General features: G+C 70.6%; 19 protein-coding genes and 1 pseudogene. 15 read left to right on the top strand and 5 right to left on the bottom strand.

Annotated features, from left to right (window positions below):
• Positions 1–8: 8 nt before the first annotated feature.
• From eno to F790_RS0108080, 10 genes and pseudogenes are all read left to right on the top strand, one after another.
• The gene (eno, locus tag F790_RS0108130) at positions 9–1,286 is read left to right on the top strand and encodes a phosphopyruvate hydratase (RefSeq protein ID WP_019591337.1); all 1,278 of its coding nucleotides are present in this window, start codon (positions 9–11) and stop codon (positions 1,284–1,286) included.
• A 39-nt stretch (positions 1,287–1,325) separates the two neighbouring features.
• Positions 1,326–1,715, top strand: coding sequence for a cell division protein FtsB (gene ftsB, locus F790_RS0108125; RefSeq protein WP_019590313.1), 390 nt, complete (start codon positions 1,326–1,328; stop codon positions 1,713–1,715).
• Positions 1,708–2,451 carry a 2-C-methyl-D-erythritol 4-phosphate cytidylyltransferase gene (gene ispD, locus F790_RS0108120; protein WP_026332900.1) on the top strand — a complete coding sequence of 248 codons (744 nt, stop codon included), beginning with the start codon at positions 1,708–1,710 and terminating at the stop codon, positions 2,449–2,451. Before ftsB ends, ispD begins: the two co-directional genes overlap by 8 nt.
• The gene (gene ispF / locus F790_RS0108115; RefSeq protein WP_019591335.1) at positions 2,448–2,948 is read left to right on the top strand and encodes a 2-C-methyl-D-erythritol 2,4-cyclodiphosphate synthase; all 501 of its coding nucleotides are present in this window, start codon (positions 2,448–2,450) and stop codon (positions 2,946–2,948) included. The genes ispD and ispF overlap by 4 nt, the downstream gene beginning before the upstream one ends.
• Complete coding sequence (locus F790_RS0108110) at positions 2,945–3,325, top strand: VOC family protein (protein ID WP_018870707.1); 381 nt, start codon at positions 2,945–2,947, stop codon at positions 3,323–3,325. Before ispF ends, F790_RS0108110 begins: the two co-directional genes overlap by 4 nt.
• 40 nt (positions 3,326–3,365) lie before the next feature.
• Complete coding sequence (locus F790_RS0108105; RefSeq protein ID WP_019591334.1) at positions 3,366–5,156, top strand: ABC transporter transmembrane domain-containing protein; 1,791 nt, start codon at positions 3,366–3,368, stop codon at positions 5,154–5,156.
• Positions 5,157–5,191: 35 nt separating this feature from the next.
• Positions 5,192–6,697, top strand: a complete 1,506-nt coding sequence (gene glpK / locus F790_RS0108100; RefSeq protein ID WP_019591333.1) for a glycerol kinase GlpK — start codon at positions 5,192–5,194, stop codon at positions 6,695–6,697.
• Positions 6,698–6,737: 40 nt separating this feature from the next.
• Positions 6,738–6,833, top strand: a pseudogene (locus tag F790_RS14660) (addiction module protein); the annotation flags it as partial.
• Between the two features lie 515 nt (positions 6,834–7,348).
• Complete coding sequence (locus F790_RS0108085) at positions 7,349–8,263, top strand: hypothetical protein (protein WP_231384417.1); 915 nt, start codon at positions 7,349–7,351, stop codon at positions 8,261–8,263.
• A 185-nt stretch (positions 8,264–8,448) separates the two neighbouring features.
• Positions 8,449–8,661 (top strand): hypothetical protein, encoded by a 213-nt coding sequence (locus F790_RS0108080; RefSeq protein WP_019591331.1) that lies wholly within the window; start codon positions 8,449–8,451, stop codon positions 8,659–8,661.
• Between the two features lie 116 nt (positions 8,662–8,777).
• On the opposite strand, the gene F790_RS0108075 is transcribed toward F790_RS0108080, so the two are convergent.
• From F790_RS0108075 to F790_RS0108055, 5 genes are all read right to left on the bottom strand, one after another.
• Positions 8,778–9,626, bottom strand: a complete 849-nt coding sequence (locus F790_RS0108075) for a pirin family protein (RefSeq protein WP_019022771.1) — start codon at positions 9,624–9,626, stop codon at positions 8,778–8,780.
• A gap of 87 nt (positions 9,627–9,713) precedes the next feature.
• A complete protein-coding gene (locus F790_RS0108070; RefSeq protein ID WP_019591330.1) occupies positions 9,714–10,073 on the bottom strand; it encodes a hypothetical protein in 360 nt (119 codons plus the stop codon).
• A 3-nt stretch (positions 10,074–10,076) separates the two neighbouring features.
• Positions 10,077–10,931, bottom strand: a complete 855-nt coding sequence (locus F790_RS0108065) for an ABC transporter ATP-binding protein (protein ID WP_019591329.1) — start codon at positions 10,929–10,931, stop codon at positions 10,077–10,079.
• A gap of 1 nt (position 10,932) precedes the next feature.
• Positions 10,933–11,904 (bottom strand): iron ABC transporter permease, encoded by a 972-nt coding sequence (locus tag F790_RS0108060; protein ID WP_019022768.1) that lies wholly within the window; start codon positions 11,902–11,904, stop codon positions 10,933–10,935.
• 6 nt (positions 11,905–11,910) lie between these two features.
• Positions 11,911–12,828, bottom strand: coding sequence for a cobalamin-binding protein (locus F790_RS0108055; RefSeq protein ID WP_019591328.1), 918 nt, complete (start codon positions 12,826–12,828; stop codon positions 11,911–11,913).
• Between the two features lie 283 nt (positions 12,829–13,111).
• Between F790_RS0108055 and bluB the strand changes: the two genes are divergently transcribed.
• Genes bluB through cobU form a run of 5 tightly spaced genes read left to right on the top strand, consistent with a single transcriptional unit; the run spans position 13,112 to position 17,917 of the window.
• A complete protein-coding gene (bluB, locus tag F790_RS0108050) occupies positions 13,112–13,894 on the top strand; it encodes a 5,6-dimethylbenzimidazole synthase (protein WP_019591327.1) in 783 nt (260 codons plus the stop codon).
• Positions 13,891–14,847 carry an adenosylcobinamide-phosphate synthase CbiB gene (gene cbiB / locus F790_RS0108045; protein ID WP_019591326.1) on the top strand — a complete coding sequence of 319 codons (957 nt, stop codon included), beginning with the start codon at positions 13,891–13,893 and terminating at the stop codon, positions 14,845–14,847. Before bluB ends, cbiB begins: the two co-directional genes overlap by 4 nt.
• 55 nt (positions 14,848–14,902) lie before the next feature.
• Entirely contained in the window at positions 14,903–15,892 is a 990-nt protein-coding gene (gene cobD, locus F790_RS0108040) for a threonine-phosphate decarboxylase CobD (RefSeq protein WP_019591325.1), read from the top strand.
• On the top strand, positions 15,885–17,393 hold the full coding sequence (locus F790_RS0108035) for a cobyric acid synthase (RefSeq protein WP_019591324.1): 1,509 nt from the start codon (positions 15,885–15,887) through the stop codon (positions 17,391–17,393). The genes cobD and F790_RS0108035 overlap by 8 nt, the downstream gene beginning before the upstream one ends.
• Positions 17,390–17,917 carry a bifunctional adenosylcobinamide kinase/adenosylcobinamide-phosphate guanylyltransferase gene (gene cobU, locus F790_RS0108030; protein WP_019591323.1) on the top strand — a complete coding sequence of 176 codons (528 nt, stop codon included), beginning with the start codon at positions 17,390–17,392 and terminating at the stop codon, positions 17,915–17,917. Before F790_RS0108035 ends, cobU begins: the two co-directional genes overlap by 4 nt.
• Positions 17,918–17,937 lie beyond the last annotated feature (20 nt).

Raw genomic sequence — 17,937 nt, 5'->3', positions numbered from 1 at the left:
GTACGAGCATGTCCCAGATTGCCGAGATCCACGCGCGCGAGATCATCGATTCCCGCGGCAACCCGACGGTGGAAGCCGACGTCGTCCTGGCCTCCGGTGCGACCGGGCGGGCGTCGGTGCCGTCGGGGGCTTCCACCGGGGCGCGCGAGGCCCTGGAACTGCGCGACGCCGCGGCCCGTTACGGCGGCAAGGGCGTGGAGAAGGCGGTGGGTCACGTGAACGGCGAGATCCGTGACACCCTGCGCGGCATGGAGGCCGACCAGACCGCGGTCGACCAGCGCATGCTGGAGCTGGACGGTACCGAGAACAAGTCGCGCCTGGGCGCCAACGCCCTGCTGGCGGTGTCCATGGCCGTGGCCCATGCCCGCGCGGCCGATGCCGAGCGCCCGCTGTTCGAGACGGTCGGCGGGCCGGATGCGCATCTGCTGCCGGTGCCGATGATGAACATCGTCAACGGCGGTGAGCATGCCGACAACAGCGTCGACATGCAGGAGTTCATGATCCTGCCGGTGGGTGCCCCCAGCGTGCGCGAAGCGGTGCGCTACGGCGCCGAGGTCTTTCACGCACTGAAGAAGGTGCTCAACCAGCGCGGCCTGGGCACCGGCGTGGGCGACGAGGGCGGGTTCGCGCCCAACCTGGAGTCCAACTCGGCCGCGGTGGAGACCATCCTCGAAGCGATCCATCAGGCCGGGTTCAAGGCCGGGCGCGACATCTGGCTGGGCCTCGACTGCGCTGCCTCCGAGTTCTACCGCGATGGCCGCTACCACCTGGATTCCGAGGGCAAGTCGTTCAATGCCGAGGAATTCTGCGACTACCTCGCGCACTGGGTCGATCAGTACCCCATCCTCAGCATCGAGGATGCGCTGGCCGAGGACGACTGGGAGGGCTGGAAGATCCTGACCGAGCGTCTGGGCGAGCGCGTGCAGCTGGTGGGCGACGACCTGTTCGTGACCAACACGCAGATCCTGCGCGAGGGCATCGACCGCGGCGTGGCCAACTCCATCCTGATCAAGCTGAACCAGATCGGCACCGTGACCGAGACCCTGCAGGCGATCGAGATGGCGCGCGAGGCGGGTTACACCTCGGTGATCTCGCACCGTTCGGGCGAGACCGAGGACGTGACCATCGCCGATCTGGCGGTGGCCACCGGCGCCGGGCAGATCAAGACCGGCTCGCTGTCGCGCTCCGATCGCGTGGCCAAGTACAACCAGCTCATGCGGATCGAGGAGCATCTTGGCGGGCAGGCCCGCTACCCGGGCATGGACGCCTTCCGGGTCCGGCCCTGACCCCGGGGAACCGGGGTGTCCCGGCCGGAGGCCTGAGCGATGCGCTGGCTGCTGCCGGGCGGTCTGTTGCTGCTCGTGCTGGCGCTGCAGTGGCCGTTGTGGTTCGGCGAGGGCGGCTGGCCGGATGTCCGCGAACTGCGCAGCGAGACCGCCATGCAGGAAGCGGAAAATCAGCGCCTGCGCGAACGCAACCGGGCGCTGGAGGCCGAGGTCCGCGATCTGCGCGAGGGCTCCGCGGCGGTGGAAGAACGCGCCCGGCGCGACCTGGGCATGATTCGCGAGGACGAGACCTTTTTCTTCATCGTGGATGAAGAAGACGAAGCCCCGGGCGAAGTCCCGGGGCTGATGCCCGAGGACGCGTCCACCGGGGCCGCGCCGGAGCGTTTCGAGGAGGACACGACGATCGTGGAGGATCCGTTCGATGAGTGATGCCGACTCCCCCGAAGGTTCGGGAGTCTTCTGGGCGCTGATCCCCGCAGCCGGGATTGGTCGTCGCATGGGGACGGATCGTCCCAAACAGTTCCTCACCCTGGGGCCGCGCAGCGTGCTGGCCCATACCCTGTCGATCTTTCTGGAGCATCCGCGGATTCGCGGCGTGATCCTGGTGCTGGGCCCGGACGTGGATCCGGACGCGCTCGACCTGCCGCTGGCCGGCGGGCGGCTGTTCCGCGTGGCCGGCGGCGACGAGCGGGCCGACTCCGTGCAGAACGGCCTGGATTTCCTCGAGGAACGCGCCGGTCCCGAGGACTGGGTGCTGGTGCACGATGCCGCGCGCCCGTGCCTGCCGCCGGACGATCTCGACCGCATGCTGGACGAGCTGCGCGACGATCCCGTGGGGGGAGTGCTGGCGGCCCCGTCCACCGATACCATCAAGTGGGCGGACGCCGACGGTCGGGTGGAATCCACGCTCGATCGCGAGCGGGTGTGGCGGGCCCTGACCCCGCAGATGTTCCGCCTGGGTACGCTGCGCGACGTCAACGCCCGCGCGCGTGCCGCCGGACACCCGGTGACCGACGAGGCCAGCGCGATCGAATGGGCGGGACTGCGGCCGCGCCTGGTGGAGGGCTCGCTGATGAACATCAAGATCACCCGTGCCGAAGACCTCGAACTGGCCCGTCTATACTTGCTGGAACAGGGACGACTCGACGGAGGGTACCGAGGATGACGGCGTTGCGTGTGGGCCAGGGTTTCGATGTACACGCCTATGAGGCGGGGGATCACGTGGTGGTCGGCGGGGTGCGGATCCCGTTCGATTACGGCGTGCGCGCCCACTCCGACGGTGACGTGCTGCTGCACGCGCTGTGCGATGCCCTGCTGGGGGCGGCCGGTCTGGGCGACATCGGCCGCCACTTTCCCGACAGCGATCCGGCGTTCTCCGGTGCCGACAGCCGCGACCTGCTGGAAGAGACCCTGCGCCGGGTGCGCGCGGCGGGCTGGGTGCCGGTGAACATCGACGCCACCATCATCGCCCAGCGTCCGCGCATGGGCCCGCACGTGGACACCATGCGCGCCAACATCGCCGCGGATACCGGGTTGCCGGCGGACGCGGTCAACGTGAAGGCCACCACCACCGAGCGGCTGGGCTATACCGGCCGCGAGGAGGGCCTCGCCGCGCAGACCGTGGTGCTGCTGCAGACCCCGGGAGACGGGGAGGTCGCATGAGCGACGGCGTGGTGCGCGGGGTGCACCACGTGAGCGTGGTGGTGTCGGATCCGGAGCGTGCGGCCACGTTCTACGGCGATCTGCTCGGACTGGCGCCGTTGCCGCGTCCCGATCTCGGGTTCCCCGGGCGCTGGTTCGATCTGGGTGACGGGCGCGCCCTGCATCTGCTGGGGGTGCCCAACCCGGACCCGGTGGAGCGCGGGGTCGCCGGTGGCCGCGACCGCCATCTGGCCCTGGTGGTGGACGGTCTGGAGACCCTGCTGGGCCGCCTGGAGGCGGCGGGCTTCCCCGCGCAGCGCAGCCGTTCCGGGCGTCCCGCGGCCTTCGTGCGCGATCCGGACGGGAACACCGTCGAATTCGTCGCAGCCGGCGAATGACCCTGTCCGCACCCGCATTCCCTAACCGCCGGTAGCGGGCATGAACTGGGACGACGCCGACACCCCGCGCCCCGCGGCCCGTAACCTGCGGGTCCTGATGCCGCTGCTCGCATTCCTGCGGCCGTACCGGCGGCGCATCGTGTTCGGGCTGGTGGCGCTGGTGGTGGGCTCGGGGGCGATCCTGGCCTTCGGCGGGGTGCTGCGCCTGCTGGTGGATGCCGGCCTGGGTCCCGAGGACCCCGCCGGGCTCAACCGCGCGCTGGTGCTGCTGCTGCTGGTGGTGACGGTGATGGCCATCGGCGTCGGTGCGCGCATCTATCTGGTGACCTGGCTGGGCGAGCGGGTGGTAGCGGACCTGCGCCGCGCGGTTTTCGCCAATGTGATCCGGCTGGATCCGGCGTTTTTCGAGCAGACCCGTACCGGCGAGGTGATCTCGCGCCTGACGGCCGACGCGACGCTGATCCAGACCGTGGTCGGCACGACCCTGACCATTGCCGCGCGCAACCTGCTGCTGATCGTCGGCGGGCTGGTCCTGATGTTCCTGTCCAGCCCGGCGCTGGCGGCCCTGCTGGTGGCCGGCCTGCCGGCGGTGGCCGTGCCGGTGTGGCTGCTCGGCCGGCGGGTGCGGCGGCTGTCGCGCCGGACCCAGGACCGGGTCGCGGACGTGGGCGCGCGCACCGACGAGACCCTGTACGCGATCGAGACGGTGCAGGCCCACGGCCAGGAAGACGCCGAACGCGGTCGGCATGCCTCGGCGGTGGAAGCCGCCTTCGGCATGGCCACGCGCCGGGCCGCCACCGGCGCTCTGCTGGCCGCCGCGGTGATGCTCTTGATGTTCGGCCTGATCGCCGGTGTCCTCTGGATCGGTGGCCACCGCGTGCTGGACGGGGTGATGACCCCGGGCGAGCTGGCCGCGTTCCTGTTCTATGCGGCCCTGGTGGCGGGGTCGATCGCCGCGCTCAGCGAGGTGACCAACGAACTGCTGCGGGCGGCCGGGGCCGCGGAGCGCCTGCTGGAGCTCGCGCAGGTCCGTTCCGGCCCGCCCTGGCCACGGCACCCCGAAGACCTGGCGGAACCGGTGCGCGGCGAGATCGCGCTGGAGGACGTGGTTTTCGCCTATCCGACGCGCCCGCAGCCGCCGGCACTGGACGGTGTCTCTCTGCGGGTGCGCCCGGGCGCGTCGGTGGCGCTGGTGGGACCGTCGGGTTCCGGCAAGTCGACCCTGTTCCGGCTGCTGCTGCGCTTTCATGACCCGGACGCCGGACGCGTCCTGTTCGACGGGCACGACCTGCGTCGCCTGCGGCCGGATGAACTGCGCCGGCACATCGCGGTGGTGCCGCAGGAACCGGTGCTGTTCTCCGGCACCGTGCGCGAAAACGTGGCCTACGGCGTGCCGGATGCATCCGACGCGTCGCTGCAGGCGGCCGCGGAGGCGGCGCATGCGCGGGGGTTCATCGAGGCGCTGCCGGAGGGCTGGGACACCGCGCTGGGCGAGCGCGGCGTGCGCCTGTCGGGCGGTCAGCGGGCGCGTCTGGCGCTGGCCCGCGCCCTGCTGCGCGAGCCGGCCGTGCTGCTGCTGGACGAGGCCACCAGCGCGCTGGACGCCGAAAGCGAACGCGAGGTGCAGGCGGCGCTGGCCGGGGTGCGTGGTCGCTGTACGGTGCTGACCATCGCCCACCGGCTGGCCACCGTGCAGTCGGCGGACCGGATCGTGGTGCTCGACGGCGGACTCGTGGTGGGCGAGGGCACGCACGCCGAACTGATGGCGCAGGGCGGGCTGTATGCGCGGCTGGCGGCTTTGCAGTTTGCGGATGCGGACGCGCTCGCCTGAAACTCGGGGTGAGGGGGATTAAGCGGGAGGAGATCATGGCCAACGGATACATCCTCGCCCTGGACCAGGGCACCACCAGCTGCCGGGCGATCCTGTTCGATCTGGAGGGCGGCATCGCCGGGGTCGCGCAGAAGGAGTTCGCCCAGTCCTACCCGCACTCCGGCTGGGTGGAGCACGACGCGATGGAGATCTGGGGCACCCAGATCGGCGTGGCGCGCGAGGCGCTGGAGCGCAATGGCATCAAGCCCGCGCAACTGGCGGCCATCGGCATCACCAACCAGCGCGAGACCACGCTGGTGTGGGATCGTCACAGCGGCCGCCCGATCCATCCGGCCATCGTGTGGCAGGACCGGCGCACCGCGGATCTCTGCGACCGCCTGCGCGACGAGGGTCTGGAAGGCCATATCCGCGCGACCACCGGGCTGCTGCCGGACGCCTATTTCTCCGGTACCAAGATCCGCTGGATCCTCGATCACGTGGACGGCGCGCGCGAGAAGGCCCGCAACGGCGACCTTCTGTTCGGCACCATGGACAGCTGGCTGGTGTGGAACCTGACGCGCGGCGAGCGCCATGTCACCGACGTGACCAACGCCTCGCGCACTATGCTGTTCGACATCCATTGCCTGCAGTGGGACGACACCCTGCTGGAAGCGCTGGACATCCCGCGCGCCATGCTGCCCGAGGTGGTGTCCTCCAGCGAGGTCCTGGGCCACACGGGCGCGGAGATGTTCGGCGGCGCGCGGGTGCCGGTGGCCGGAATGGCCGGGGACCAGCACGCGGCCCTGTTCGGCCAGGCCTGTTTCGAGCCGGGCATGGCCAAGAACACCTACGGCACCGGCTGTTTCCTGCTGATGAACACCGGCACCCGCCCGGTGACCTCGGAACACGGCCTGCTGACCACCATCGCCTGGGGCCTGGATGGCCAGGTGGAATATGCACTGGAGGGCTCCATCTTCATCGCCGGGGCCGCCGTGCAGTGGCTGCGCGACGAGATGCACCTGATCGATACGGCCGAGGATTCGGAATACTACGCGGGCAAGGTGGCGGATGCCGGCGGGGTCTACGTGGTGCCGGCCTTCGCCGGGCTGGGGGCGCCGTACTGGGATCCGCATGCGCGCGGGGCGATCTTCGGTCTGACCCGGGGCACGCGCAAGGAGCACGTGACGCGTGCGACGCTGGATGCCCTGGCCTACCAGACCCGCGACGTGATCGAGGCGATGCAGGCCGATTCCGGTCTGGCGCTCAAGACCCTGCGCGTGGACGGCGGTGCGGTGGCCAACGAGCTGATGGTCCAGTTCCAGGCCGACCAGCTCGGGGTACGCGTGGAACGCCCGGCCATCACCGAGAGCACCGCACTGGGTGCCGCCGGCCTGGCCGGTCTGGCCACCGGCCTGTGGAGCCGTGACGACCTGCGCGCATTCAGCCGCATCGAACGCGTGTTCGAGCCGCAGCTGGACGCCGCCACCCGCGACCGCCAGTACCACGGCTGGAAGGAAGCCGTGCGCCGCTGCATGAACTGGGAACGTGACGCGCGGGGGTAGGCCCGCGTCGCCATTTACGCGAGAGGTGACCTGGTGACCTATGAGGATCAAGGACCTGATTGACGAAGCCGAGGCACTCCCGGTTGAGGAGCGTGCGCTGGTGGTCGATTCGCTTCTGCGCAGTCTCAATCCCCCCTGAATTCACAGAATAACTGCAACGCCTGAACCCGGTGTTTTTCGAACGAAGGCGAACTGCCCGAGATGGTCTTCGTTCAGGAAGAGGAACGCCGCGACGTCTATCGGCAGGATGTTCTCTCGGGGCTGCTTGGAATGGTGCGGAAATGAACAAGTTATCCAAAGACGATGAGTTGGCTCTAGCGGCGCTGCGCCGGGCGGTAGCCAACGCCCTGGAGCGCAAACGTCGGCTGGGTCACTACGCGGTCGTCTGGCGCGATGGCCAGACGGTCCGGCTGTCCCCGGAGCAGATTGGCAGCGCGGAGGAGTATGTATCGGAGGCCTCCGCCCCGCCATCCGCTGTACGAGAGCCGGGGCCGGATGATTGATCTGCCCCCGCGCTCACGCAATGAGGCACTGGCATCCATCAGGCATGAAATGCACGCGATACAAAGGGGCGATATGGGAAAGTCAGGTCACAATGGTAACGGCTCCGGGACCCCGCCCATCGATGATATCCGCCGGGCGGTGGAGCAGATGATGAACACGGGCCAGGCTCCCAGCCGGGAAGCAGTGGAGCAGATCCTCACCGAGGAAATGGCGGCGTTCGAGGCCGAAGCCGTTGATGACTTCCATGGCCTCAACAGCGATCAGATGCATCGATTGCTCTACCACCCCTTCGACTCGCCGGAGCTGGTCACCTTCGGCGACGGGCTCCGGGAACGGCCCGATTCTCCCGCCTTCCGGCTACTGGAGGTGATTGCCGAGGCGTGCCGGGGCAACGGGATCAAGCTCACACCCAAGGGCAATCTGCCCCGCGCCATCGTGAGCGAGGCCCGGGAGGCCCTGGACGAGAGCGGTTTCGCCTATCGACGCTCCTTCTATCCCGGCAAGATCCGTAACGAGGAGGATCTGGACGAGCTGCATACCCTGCGGATCGTCGCCGACATCGGCCGTTTCACCCGCAAGTACCGGGGGCGCCTGAAGCTGGTGCGTGCGGTGGAGAAGCAGTTCGACACCGGTGACTGGGCCGGGCTGTTTACGCGACTGCTGCGGGTTTACTGCCAGGAATTCAACTGGGCCTACCGCGACGGCTATCCCGAACTCGCGATCGTGCAGATGAGCTTCCTCTTCACGCTTTACCTGCTCCATGTGCACGGCCACGAACCCCGACCGGTGAGCTGGTACGAAGAGCAATTCCTCAACGCCTTCCCCATGGCCGAAGACGAGGTGAACGAGCAACCCCCATACTGGGATCAGGATCCCGCGACGTATGCGGAGCGCCAGGCAAAAAAGGCCTGGTCGCTGCGTTCCATCGAACGTTTCGCTTGCTTCTTCGGGCTGGTGACACTCGAGACTGACCCCGAAACGCGCGATCCCCTGGCACCGCTGGGAGACTACCGGGTCCGGGCGCTGCCCTTACTCGATCAGGTGATCGGCTGGAAGCTGTAGATGGGCTGAGATTCAAGCGGATGTGGTCGCAGAGCGGGTCATGCGGCGGTTTCGGGGCGTTCGCCCCGGACCCTGCCGGTTCGCGTGCGAGTACGCTCCCGTCATCGCGAGTCGCGCAGCGACGTGGCGACCTGCATCCGCAGCCACCTGTTCCTGCGTGCAGCCAGTTTCGGACGATTGCCGCGTTGCCTGCGGCTCCTCGCAATGACGGGGGCGAGGGCTTCGTCTTCGCCGGACTGGCCACCGGCCTGTGGAGCCGCGATGACCTGCGCGCATTCAGCCGCATCGAACGCGTGTTCGAGCCGCAGATGGACGCCGCCACCCGCGACCGCCAGTACCACGGCTGGAAGGAAGCCGTGCGCCGCTGCATGAACTGGGAACGCGACGCGCGGGGGTAGGCCCGCGTTGCGGAGTATTCCGGTGTAGTACCGTCCGGTGCCGGAGCCTCGCGGGCGGTTGATGTACGCGTGACCCCGACGGAGCCGGGAAGGCGGTCGGGCGCCGCGCCCCGGTGTCAGTCGATGCTGGCGGGGCGGGCGGCGAGGCGGCCGGACTGGTAGTCGGAGATGGCCTGCTGGATCTCGGCGTCGCTGTTCATCACGAACGGGCCGTAGTGGGCGATGGGTTCTTCCAGCGGACGGCCCTTGAACAGCAGGACGCGGCTGTCCTGGCGGGCGATCAGGTGGATCATGGTGTGGCCGTGCCAGACGCCCAGTTCGCCGGCGTTCAGGCCGGTGAGCGCGCCCTCGAAGACGTAGCCCAGCACGCGCTCGTCCAGCTGCACGGCCAGTGACAGGCGATAGCCGGCCGGCAGGCTCAGATCCGCCATGCCCGCGCCTTCGCCGATCTGGCCGAGCGGGCCCTCGGTGTCGCCGGCGCTGGTCTGCCAGGAGCCGGCCACGGCCTTGAAGTCCAGCGGGGCGTCTTCCTCCGGCAGGTGGCGCATGGCGTCGGTGCCGACGTCGCGATAGCGCGGGGGTTCCATCTTGCGCGCGGCCGGCAGGTTCACCCACAGCTGGAAGCCGTGCAGCCCTTCCGGCTCGGGATGCAGGGTCTCGGAATGGATCACGCCGCGGCCGGCGCTCATCCATTGCGCGCCGCCGGCCTGCACCTGTCCTTCGTTGCCCATGGAATCGCGATGGCTGACGCCGCCGCGCACCAGATAGGTGAGGGTCTCGAAGCCGCGATGCGGATGGTCGGGAAAGCCGCCCACGTCTTCGTCGCCGGGGGCGGTCTTCAGCTCGTCCAGCATCAGGAACGGGTCGAGGCCGCCGCCGAAGTCATGGATGCGGCGGATCTTCACGCCCGCGCCGTCCTGCGTCGGGTGCGAGTGGCGGATGCTGTCCGGTGGCGTGGGGTTCATGGCGTTCTCCTTCGCGTCGAGTCTGCACCATACCGACCGCAAAACGAAAAGAAAATTGCATGGTCCGATCCGGCGCGATATTGCCGGTCAGGGGAGCTGCCACGCGTCGGCGAAGGCCTCCAGGCTCTCGATGAAGTCGGGCTCGTGTTCGCGCCGATGCATGGTCAGGTGCAGCACGATGGCCGATTCGTCGGGCGGGTGGCCGGTGGTCAGGGTCCAGGCCACGCCGTTGGGGCACTCCGGCAGGCTGAAGCGCACGCCGCCGTGGACGAGCTCGCGGTTCACGCGGAACTCGCCCCACAGGCAATAGATGACGCCCTGGTCGGCCCCCTGGTCCTCGACCAGGTTGTCGATCAGTTCGCAGGCTGTTGGCAGGGCGGGCACCGTCAGGCGTTGCTGGAGGGTGGCGGGGTCGGTGGTACCGGTCAGGATGCGGTGAAACTCCATGGGCTACTCCACGCGGGGCAGGAATACCGGGTGGCCGTCCACCTCGCCGACGCTGAGGGCCTGGTTGTACAGCCGTTCCAGGGCGGCGGGCACCAGCATGGTGCGGGTGGGGCCCCAGCAGGCGCCGCCGTCGGGGAACATCAGCAGGAGGTGGTCGCAGAAGCGGGCGGCCAGATTGACGTCGTGCAGGGCCATCACCGCAGCGCGGCGTTCACCGCCGGCGATTTCGCGCACGCGCTGCAGGACGCTGACCTGGTGGTGCAGGTCGAGCTGGCTGGTGGGTTCGTCCAGCAGCAGGACCTGCGGGTCCTGGGTCAGTACGGTGGCGAGGGCCAGACGCTGGCGTTCGCCGCCGGACAGGGTATCCACCTGCCGGCCCTCCATGCCGTCGAGATCCACGGTGGCCAGCGCGGCGCGGGCGGCGTCGACGTCCTCGCGGGTCTCGATGTCCCAGGGGCGCAGGTACGGGTGGCGGCCGATCAGCGCGGTTTCGAGGACGGTGGCAGGGAAGCCGTCGTGGTGGTTCTGGAACACCAGGCCCAGGCGTCGCGCCAGATCCGGCCGCGACAGGCTGCCCAGGGGCTGCCCGGTCAGTTCGATCCCGCCGGCGCGTGCCGGGCGCAGGCGGGCAAGGGTGTGCAGCAGCGTGCTCTTGCCGGCGCCATTGGGCCCGAGGATGCCCCAGCACTGGCCGGGATTCACGGTCAGGTGCAGCGGCGAGGAGTCGGCCCGTTCGGGGATGTCGATCACCAGATCGCGGGTGGCCAGCAGGGTGTCCGCCGTGGGGGCCTCGTGCACGCTGAGGGCCGCGGCGGAGACATCGGCGTGGGCGTCGCTGCGGGTGTCGGCGCGGCTCATCTCAGCGGCTCCGGTACAGCAGGAACAGGAACACCGGCACGCCCAGCATCGCGGTGATCACGCCGACCGGCAGTTGCTCCGGGGCGATGATGGTGCGCGCGAGGGTATCCGCCAGGGTCAGCAGGATGCCGCCGGCCAGCGCCGAGGCGGGCAGGATCACCCGCTGGTCGTTGCCGAACACCAGACGCAGCATGTGCGGCACGATCAGGCCGACGAAGCCCACTGCGCCCACCTGGGTGACCGCGGTCGCGGTGATCAGCGACGCGGCGATGTAGATCGACCATTCGACCGGGCGCACCGACACGCCCAGCGAGGCGGCCTGCATCGGGCCGCGCGCGAGGACGTTCAGGGTGCGGCCCAGCGGCATGGCCGCCAGCACCACGAACACCAGCACGCCCCAGGCCGGGCCCGGATGGCGGGCATGCGAGACGTCGCCCATCAGCCAGTAGAGCATGCCCGGCAGCTCCGCGGTGGGGCTGACGGCCAGCAGGAAGCTGATCAGCGCGCCCCAGCCGGCGGCGACCACCACCCCGGTCAGGAGCAGGCGGGTGGCGGTCCAGGATCCGGTGCCATGTGCCAGGCCGAACACGATGAGCGTGGAGAGCATGGCCCCGGCAAAGGCCGCGGCGGATACCGAGAACATCGACAGCCCGGCGAGCATGGCCAGCAGTGCGCCCACCGAGGCGCCGCCGGAGAGGCCCAGTACGTAAGGATCGGCCAGCGGGTTGCGCAGCAGCACCTGCATCAGCGCGCCGGCCACGCCCAGCAGCCCGCCCGCGGCGAACGCGGCCAGCGCGCGTGGCAGGCGCAGTTCGGTGATCAGCGTGGCGTGCAGCGCCGAGGCCTCGCCGGTGAGCACCCGCGGGAGCTCGCCGAGCGGGATGGCCACGCTGCCCCAGGCCAGGGCCACCACCAGCGACAGCAGCGAGGCGGGCAGCAGCACGCCCGCCGCCAGCAGGAAGGATCGGGTCACGGGGGCTTACGGCGATTCGGGACGCCGGTCGCGGGCGATCTGCAGCTCCTCGCACATGAGGGCGGTGCCCTCGGCGATGCGCGGGGTGTGGCGCTGCAGCAGCGACGGCGGCAGGAAGAACAGGTTGTCGCGGCGCACCGCGAGCATGTTGCCCCACTCGCGCCAGGCCTCGACCCAGGCGGGGTTGTCCTCGCCCATGCCGCCACCGATGATGACCTCGGGGTCGGCGTGGATCACCGCTTCGCGGTCCATGCGGGGTACCAGGCGGTCGAGGTGGCCGAACACGTTCTCGCCGCCGCAGACCTCGATGGCCTCCGCGATCAGGTGTTCGTTGTTCACCGTCATCAGTGGCTGGTCCCAGACCTGATAGAACAGCGGGACCGGGTCGCGATCCGCGTATTCGGCGCGCAGGGCCTCGATCTCCTGCAGGAAGCGCTGGGCCTCGGCGCGGCCCTGTTCCGCGGTGCCGGCCAGTTCGGCCATGCGCTCCATGCTGGAAGCCACGCCGTCGAACCCGCGCGGTTCGGAGGTGTAGACGGTCAGGCCCAGTTCGCGCAGGCGTTCGATGTGCGAGCGCGAGTTGCCGCTGTCCCAGGCCACCACGAGGTCGGGTTCCTTGGCGAGGATGCGTTCCAGGTCGAGACTGGTGTAGCCCCCGACCCGGGGGATGTCCGCGGCCGGTTCGGGGTAGTCGCTGTGGTCGGTCGCGCCGATCACGCGGTCGCCGGCGCCGATCGCGAACAGCACCTCGGTGATGTGCGGGGCCAGGCTCACGATCCGCTCGGCCGGGGCGTCCAGCCGGACTTCCCGATCCGTGTCGTCGATCACGGAAATGGGGTCGTTGTCGGCGGCGTGGCCGGACGGGCTCAGCAGCAGGGCACTCGCCGCGAGCAGGGCCGGCAACAGGTTCGAACGATATGACATGCGCAGTGGTTCCTGGATTTCCGATTCCGGGGGCTGGCGCGGACGGTGCTTCTGCGGCAGCAAGCCGCAACCGGCGGTATGCCGCGCCTGCAAGGACGCAACATCATAACAGGAGTGTCACGGCCCCCGCGGGAGAGCCCGCCCGCGGCAGGGCCGTGTGTGACCGGGTGCACTGGAGAGGGCGGGTGCGAACGCGTATCATCCTGCCTTCCCGTCCGGCCATGCGCCGGATCCTCGCGACACCCTTGCACCCATCTCGCCCGCTGCCGGGAGACGTCTTCGCATGTCCCGCAACACCCCGTTATCCGCCGAACCTTCCAGCCCTTTCCCGGCCGCCCCGGAGTCGGGTTTTCCGCCGGAAGAAGCCGCCGCGGTCTACCGCGCGATCAACGAGCGCCGCGACATGCGGCATTTCCGTGCCGGCACCGTGGTGGACCCGGAGGTGCTGGGGCGCCTGCTGGAGGCGGCGCATCGTGCCCCCAGCGTCGGCTACATGCAGCCCTGGCGCTTCGTAAGGGTGGCCGATCCGGCGCTGCGCGAACGCATCCACGGCCATGTGGCCGCCGAACACGAGCGCACCGCCGAAGCCTGCGGCGAGCGCGGTGCCGAGGTCCAGCGGCTGAAGCTGGAGGGCATCCGCGACGCCGGGGAGATCCTGGTGGTCGCCCTGACCGACGGGCGCGAACGCTACGTGCTGGGCCGGCGCACCCTGCCGGAGATGGACCTGTGTTCGGCCGCCTGCGCGATCCAGAACCTGTGGCTGGCGGCGCGCGCCGAGGGCCTGGGCATGGGCTGGGTGTCGCTGTTCGAGCCGGAATGGCTGGCGCGCACCCTGGAGATGCCGGAGGGGGCCCACCCGATCGCGATCCTGTGCCTGGGCGAGGTAGAGGCGTTCTACGACGAGCCGATGCTGGAGACCGAGGGCTGGGACACCCGGCGTCCGCTGGAAGAACTGGTGTTCGAGGACCGCTGGGGGCAATCGGCTTCGACGCCCGTGTCCCATTCGCAGGACGACCCCCCGCAGGACGCATCCCGGGACGTTTCCCGAAACAGGAGTGTCTCATGACCGCCTTTCTCGTCCTGCTGGGCGCGCTGACCCTGGACCGGCTGTTCGGCGACCCCCGGCGCTTCCATCCGCTGGCCGGCTTCGGCCGCCTCGCGCAGGGGCTGGAACGGCGCTTCCACGCGGACAGCCGGCTGCGCGGGGCCCTGTTGCTGATGGTGCTGGTGCTGCCCTGGGTGGTGCTGGCGGCCTGGGCCGCCAGCCTCGCCTGGGGCTGGATCGTCAGCCTGCTGGTACTGGTGCTGGCACTGGGCTGGCGCTCGCTGGACGAACACGCCGAGCGGGTGGCGGTGGCGCTGGAGCAGGACGACCTTGAAGGCGCGCGCGCCGGAACCGGCATGCTGGTGTCGCGCGCGACCGACGAGATGGATGCCGACGGGGTCAGCCGCGCGACCGTGGAATCGGTGCTGGAGAACGGCAACGACGCCCTGTTCGCCACGGTGTTCTGGTTCCTGGTGGCCGGCGCGCCGGGGGTGGTCGCCTATCGGCTGGTGAACACCCTGGATGCGATGTGGGGCTATCGCACGCCGCGCCACCGCGATTTCGGCTGGGCCGCCGCGCGGCTGGACGACGTGCTCAACTATATCCCCGCGCGCCTGACCGCGCTGGCCTATGCCGCCGCCGGGCGCATGGGCAGTGCGCTGCGCTGCTGGCGCGAACAGGCCGCCGCGTGGAAGAGCCCCAACGCCGGGCCGGTGATGGCCGCCGGCGCGGGCGCGCTGGGCGTGCGGCTGGGCGGCTATGCGTATTATCACGGCCGGCGCGAATGGCGGCCGTCGCTGGGGCCCGAGCCGGTACCGGACATGGCCCCGGAGATGGCCCCGGAGACAGCATCGGAAGATGGCGCCGTAGCCGGGGCCGCGCGCATCCGCCGCGCGATGGCACTGGTGGACCGCGCGCTGGCGCTGTGGATGGCGGTAATCGTGATCGGGGTGTCGTTCGTTGTCCTCGCCTGACGTCCGGTCCGGATCCCGGGACGGCGCGACCCCGGAGTCGCGCCATGGCGGGGGCGTGCGCGCGGCGGCCCGGCGCTGGGGGCATGCGGTCGAGGACTGGCTGGACCTCTCCACCGGCATCAACCCGCGGGGCTGGCCGGTGCCGCCGCTGCCGCCTCAGGCCTGGACCCGGCTGCCGGAAGCGGATGACGGGCTGGAGGCGGCGGCCGCCGCGTATTACGGCAGCAATGCCCTGCTGCCGCTGCCCGGGTCCCAGGCCGCGATCCAGGCCCTGCCGGCGCTGTGGGGCGAGGGCACCGGCCGCGAGCAGGCCTGCGTCGGCGTGCTGCACCCCGGTTACAACGAACACGCCCGCGCCTGGAGCGCCTGCGGCCACGCCGTGCAGCCGGTGGAGCCCGAGGCCGGCGCCATCGAGGCCGTGCTGGACGCGCTCGACGTGCTGGTGCTGATCCATCCCAACAACCCCACCGGCACGCGCTTCGAGCCCGCGCAGCTGCGCGAGTGGCACGCGCGGCTGGCGCGGCGCGGCGGCTGGCTGGTGGTGGACGAGGCGTTCGTCGACAGCGAGCCGCAGCTGAGCCTGGTGCCGGAGGGCCCGCGTGACGGGCTGGTGGTGCTGCGCTCGCTGGGTAAGTTCTTCGGCCTGGCCGGGGCCCGGGTCGGGTTCGTGTTCGCGCCGGAAGCGCTGCGCCGGGCGCTGAGCGCGCGCCTGGGGCCGTGGAGCGTGCCGGGGCCGTCGCGGCAGGTTGCGGCCGGGGCGCTGGCGGATCATGGCTGGCAGTCGGCGCGGCGCATGCAGCTGGCGGGCGAGGGCCAACGCCTGGCGGCCCTGCTGCGCGCGCACGGACTCGCCCCGGGTGGCGGTACCGCGCTGTTCCAGTGGGTGCGCAGCGCACGCGCCGAAGAGATCCAGGACCGGCTGGCGCGCGCGGCGATCCTGGTGCGGCGCTTCGACGAGCCGGCCAGCCTGCGCTTCGGGCTGCCCGGTGACGAGGCGGGCTGGCGGCGCCTGGAGGCCGCGCTTACGGAGCTGAGTGATGACTGATACCGGCGGCACGCTGATGGTCCAGGGCACCACCTCGGATGCCGGCAAGAGCGTGCTGGTGGCCGGGCTGGGGCGCGTGCTGCGCCGGCGCGGCATCGCGGTGGCGCCGTTCAAGCCGCAGAACATGGCGCTCAACAGCGCGGTGACCGCACAGGGCGGCGAGATCGGGCGGGCCCAGGCCCTGCAGGCCGCGGCCTGCGGGCTGGAGCCACATACCGACTTCAACCCGGTGCTGCTCAAGCCCTCCAGCGATCGCGGTGCGCAGGTGATCGTCAACGGCCGCGCGGTGGAGGAGCTGGACGCGCGCGCCTACCATGACTACAAGCCGGTGGCGCGCGAGGCGGTGCTGGCGGCCCACGGGCGTCTGACGGCCCAATATGACTCGGTGCTGGTGGAAGGGGCCGGCTCGCCCGCGGAGATCAACCTGCGCGCGGGTGACATCGCCAACATGGGGTTCGCCGAGGCGGTGGACTGCCCGGTGATCCTGGTCGCGGACATCGATCGCGGCGGGGTGTTCGCGCATCTGGTGGGCACGCTCGCGCTGCTGGCGGAAAGCGAACGGGCGCGGGTGGCCGGCTTCGTGATCAACCGCTTTCGTGGCGATCCGGCGCTGCTGCAGTCCGGGCTGGGCTGGCTGGAGGCCGAGACCGGCAAGCCGGTGCTGGGCGTGCTGCCGTATCTGTCCGGGCTGCAGCTGGATGCCGAGGACGCGCTGCTGCGCGAGGCGGCCCCGGCGAGTGACGCGTGGGCGAGCGGCGGGGACGAGCCCCTGCGGGTGGTGGTGCCGGCGCTGCCGCGTATCTCCAACCACACGGATTTCGACCCGCTGCGCCTGCACCCCGGGGTGTCGCTGCGCTTCGCCGGGCCGGGGGAGCGGCTGCAGCCGGCGGATCTGGTGCTCCTGCCGGGGTCCAAGGCGGTGCGCGACGACCTCGCCTGGCTGCGCGAACAGGGCTTCGAGCGCGAACTGATGCGCCACCTGCGCTACGGTGGCCGGGTGCTGGGGATCTGCGGCGGCTACCAGATGCTGGGGCGCGCGGTACACGACCCGGAAGGCGTCGAGGGCACCCCGGGCTCCTCGATCGGGCTGGGCCTGCTGGACGTGGAGACCACGCTGCGCCCGGCCAAGCAGCTGCGGCAGGTGACCGGCAAGGGCGTGATGGAGCGGGCGGCGCCGGTGCGCGGCTACGAGATCCACGCCGGGCACACCGCCGGGGCGGACTGCGAGCGCCCGGTGCTGCAACTGGCCGCGGGGCCGGACGGCGCGCGTTCGACGGACGACGCAGTGGCCGGCACCTACGTGCACGGGGTGTTCGACGAGCCGGCCGCCGCCGGGGCATTGCTGGCCTGGGCCGGGCTGGACGCGGACGGCGCCGCCGTGGATCTGGACGCGCTGCGCGAGGCGAGCCTGGAGCGTCTGGCCGACGCACTGGAGGAACACATGGACATCGACCGACTGCTGGACCTGTTGCACGTGCCACAAGGGGGCACCCGGTCATGAGAACCCTGATCCTGGGCGGCGTCCGTTCGGGCAAGAGCCGCATGGCGGAACAGCTGGCGCTGGGTTCCGGCCAGCCGGTGACCTACGTGGCCACCGCGCGCGCCGACGACGACGAGATGCTGCGGCGGGTGGAACAGCACCGCCGCCGCCGTCCGGCCGGCTGGGACCTGATCGAGGCCGGGGACGATCTGGCCGTGCGGCTGCAGGAGGCCGCAGCGCCGGATCGCTGCCTGCTGATCGACTGCCTGACCCTGTGGCTGACCCAGCTGCTGTGCACCGAAGACGAGGCGCACATCGAGCGCGAGCGCGAGGCGCTGGTCGCCACGCTGCCGACCCTGCCGGGTAGCATCATCGCGGTGAGCAACGAGACCGGGCTGGGGATCGTGCCGCTGGATGCGTTGTCGCGGCGCTTCGCCGACGAGGCCGGCGCGCTGCACCAGCGCCTGGCCGCCGATCTCGACCGCGTGGTGCTGACCGTGGCCGGGCTGCCGCACGTGCTCAAGGGCCCGGTGGTGAACGCCTGATGACCGCATCGACCCGCGAG

This window comes from Thioalkalivibrio sp. ALE20 (assembly GCF_000381405.1).
Classification (GTDB): domain Bacteria; phylum Pseudomonadota; class Gammaproteobacteria; order Ectothiorhodospirales; family Ectothiorhodospiraceae; genus Thioalkalivibrio.
Note: the sequence above shows the minus strand (reverse complement) of the source record. Positions and strands in the feature narration are given on the sequence as shown.

Coding starts and splice junctions, on each gene's coding strand:
- F790_RS0108035 (WP_019591324.1), top strand. CDS start 15,885: ATGACTGATACCGGCGGCACGCTGATGGTCCAGGGCACCACCTCGGAT.
- F790_RS0108110 (WP_018870707.1), top strand. CDS start 2,945: ATGAGCGACGGCGTGGTGCGCGGGGTGCACCACGTGAGCGTGGTGGTG.
- eno (WP_019591337.1), top strand. CDS start 9: ATGTCCCAGATTGCCGAGATCCACGCGCGCGAGATCATCGATTCCCGC.
- F790_RS0108070 (WP_019591330.1), bottom strand. CDS start 10,073: ATGGAGTTTCACCGCATCCTGACCGGTACCACCGACCCCGCCACCCTC.
- cbiB (WP_019591326.1), top strand. CDS start 13,891: ATGACCGCCTTTCTCGTCCTGCTGGGCGCGCTGACCCTGGACCGGCTG.
- F790_RS0108065 (WP_019591329.1), bottom strand. CDS start 10,931: ATGAGCCGCGCCGACACCCGCAGCGACGCCCACGCCGATGTCTCCGCC.
- ftsB (WP_019590313.1), top strand. CDS start 1,326: ATGCGCTGGCTGCTGCCGGGCGGTCTGTTGCTGCTCGTGCTGGCGCTG.
- ispF (WP_019591335.1), top strand. CDS start 2,448: ATGACGGCGTTGCGTGTGGGCCAGGGTTTCGATGTACACGCCTATGAG.
- glpK (WP_019591333.1), top strand. CDS start 5,192: ATGGCCAACGGATACATCCTCGCCCTGGACCAGGGCACCACCAGCTGC.
- bluB (WP_019591327.1), top strand. CDS start 13,112: ATGTCCCGCAACACCCCGTTATCCGCCGAACCTTCCAGCCCTTTCCCG.
- F790_RS0108075 (WP_019022771.1), bottom strand. CDS start 9,626: ATGAACCCCACGCCACCGGACAGCATCCGCCACTCGCACCCGACGCAG.
- F790_RS0108105 (WP_019591334.1), top strand. CDS start 3,366: ATGAACTGGGACGACGCCGACACCCCGCGCCCCGCGGCCCGTAACCTG.
- F790_RS0108085 (WP_231384417.1), top strand. CDS start 7,349: ATGATGAACACGGGCCAGGCTCCCAGCCGGGAAGCAGTGGAGCAGATC.
- cobU (WP_019591323.1), top strand. CDS start 17,390: ATGAGAACCCTGATCCTGGGCGGCGTCCGTTCGGGCAAGAGCCGCATG.
- ispD (WP_026332900.1), top strand. CDS start 1,708: ATGAGTGATGCCGACTCCCCCGAAGGTTCGGGAGTCTTCTGGGCGCTG.
- F790_RS0108055 (WP_019591328.1), bottom strand. CDS start 12,828: ATGTCATATCGTTCGAACCTGTTGCCGGCCCTGCTCGCGGCGAGTGCC.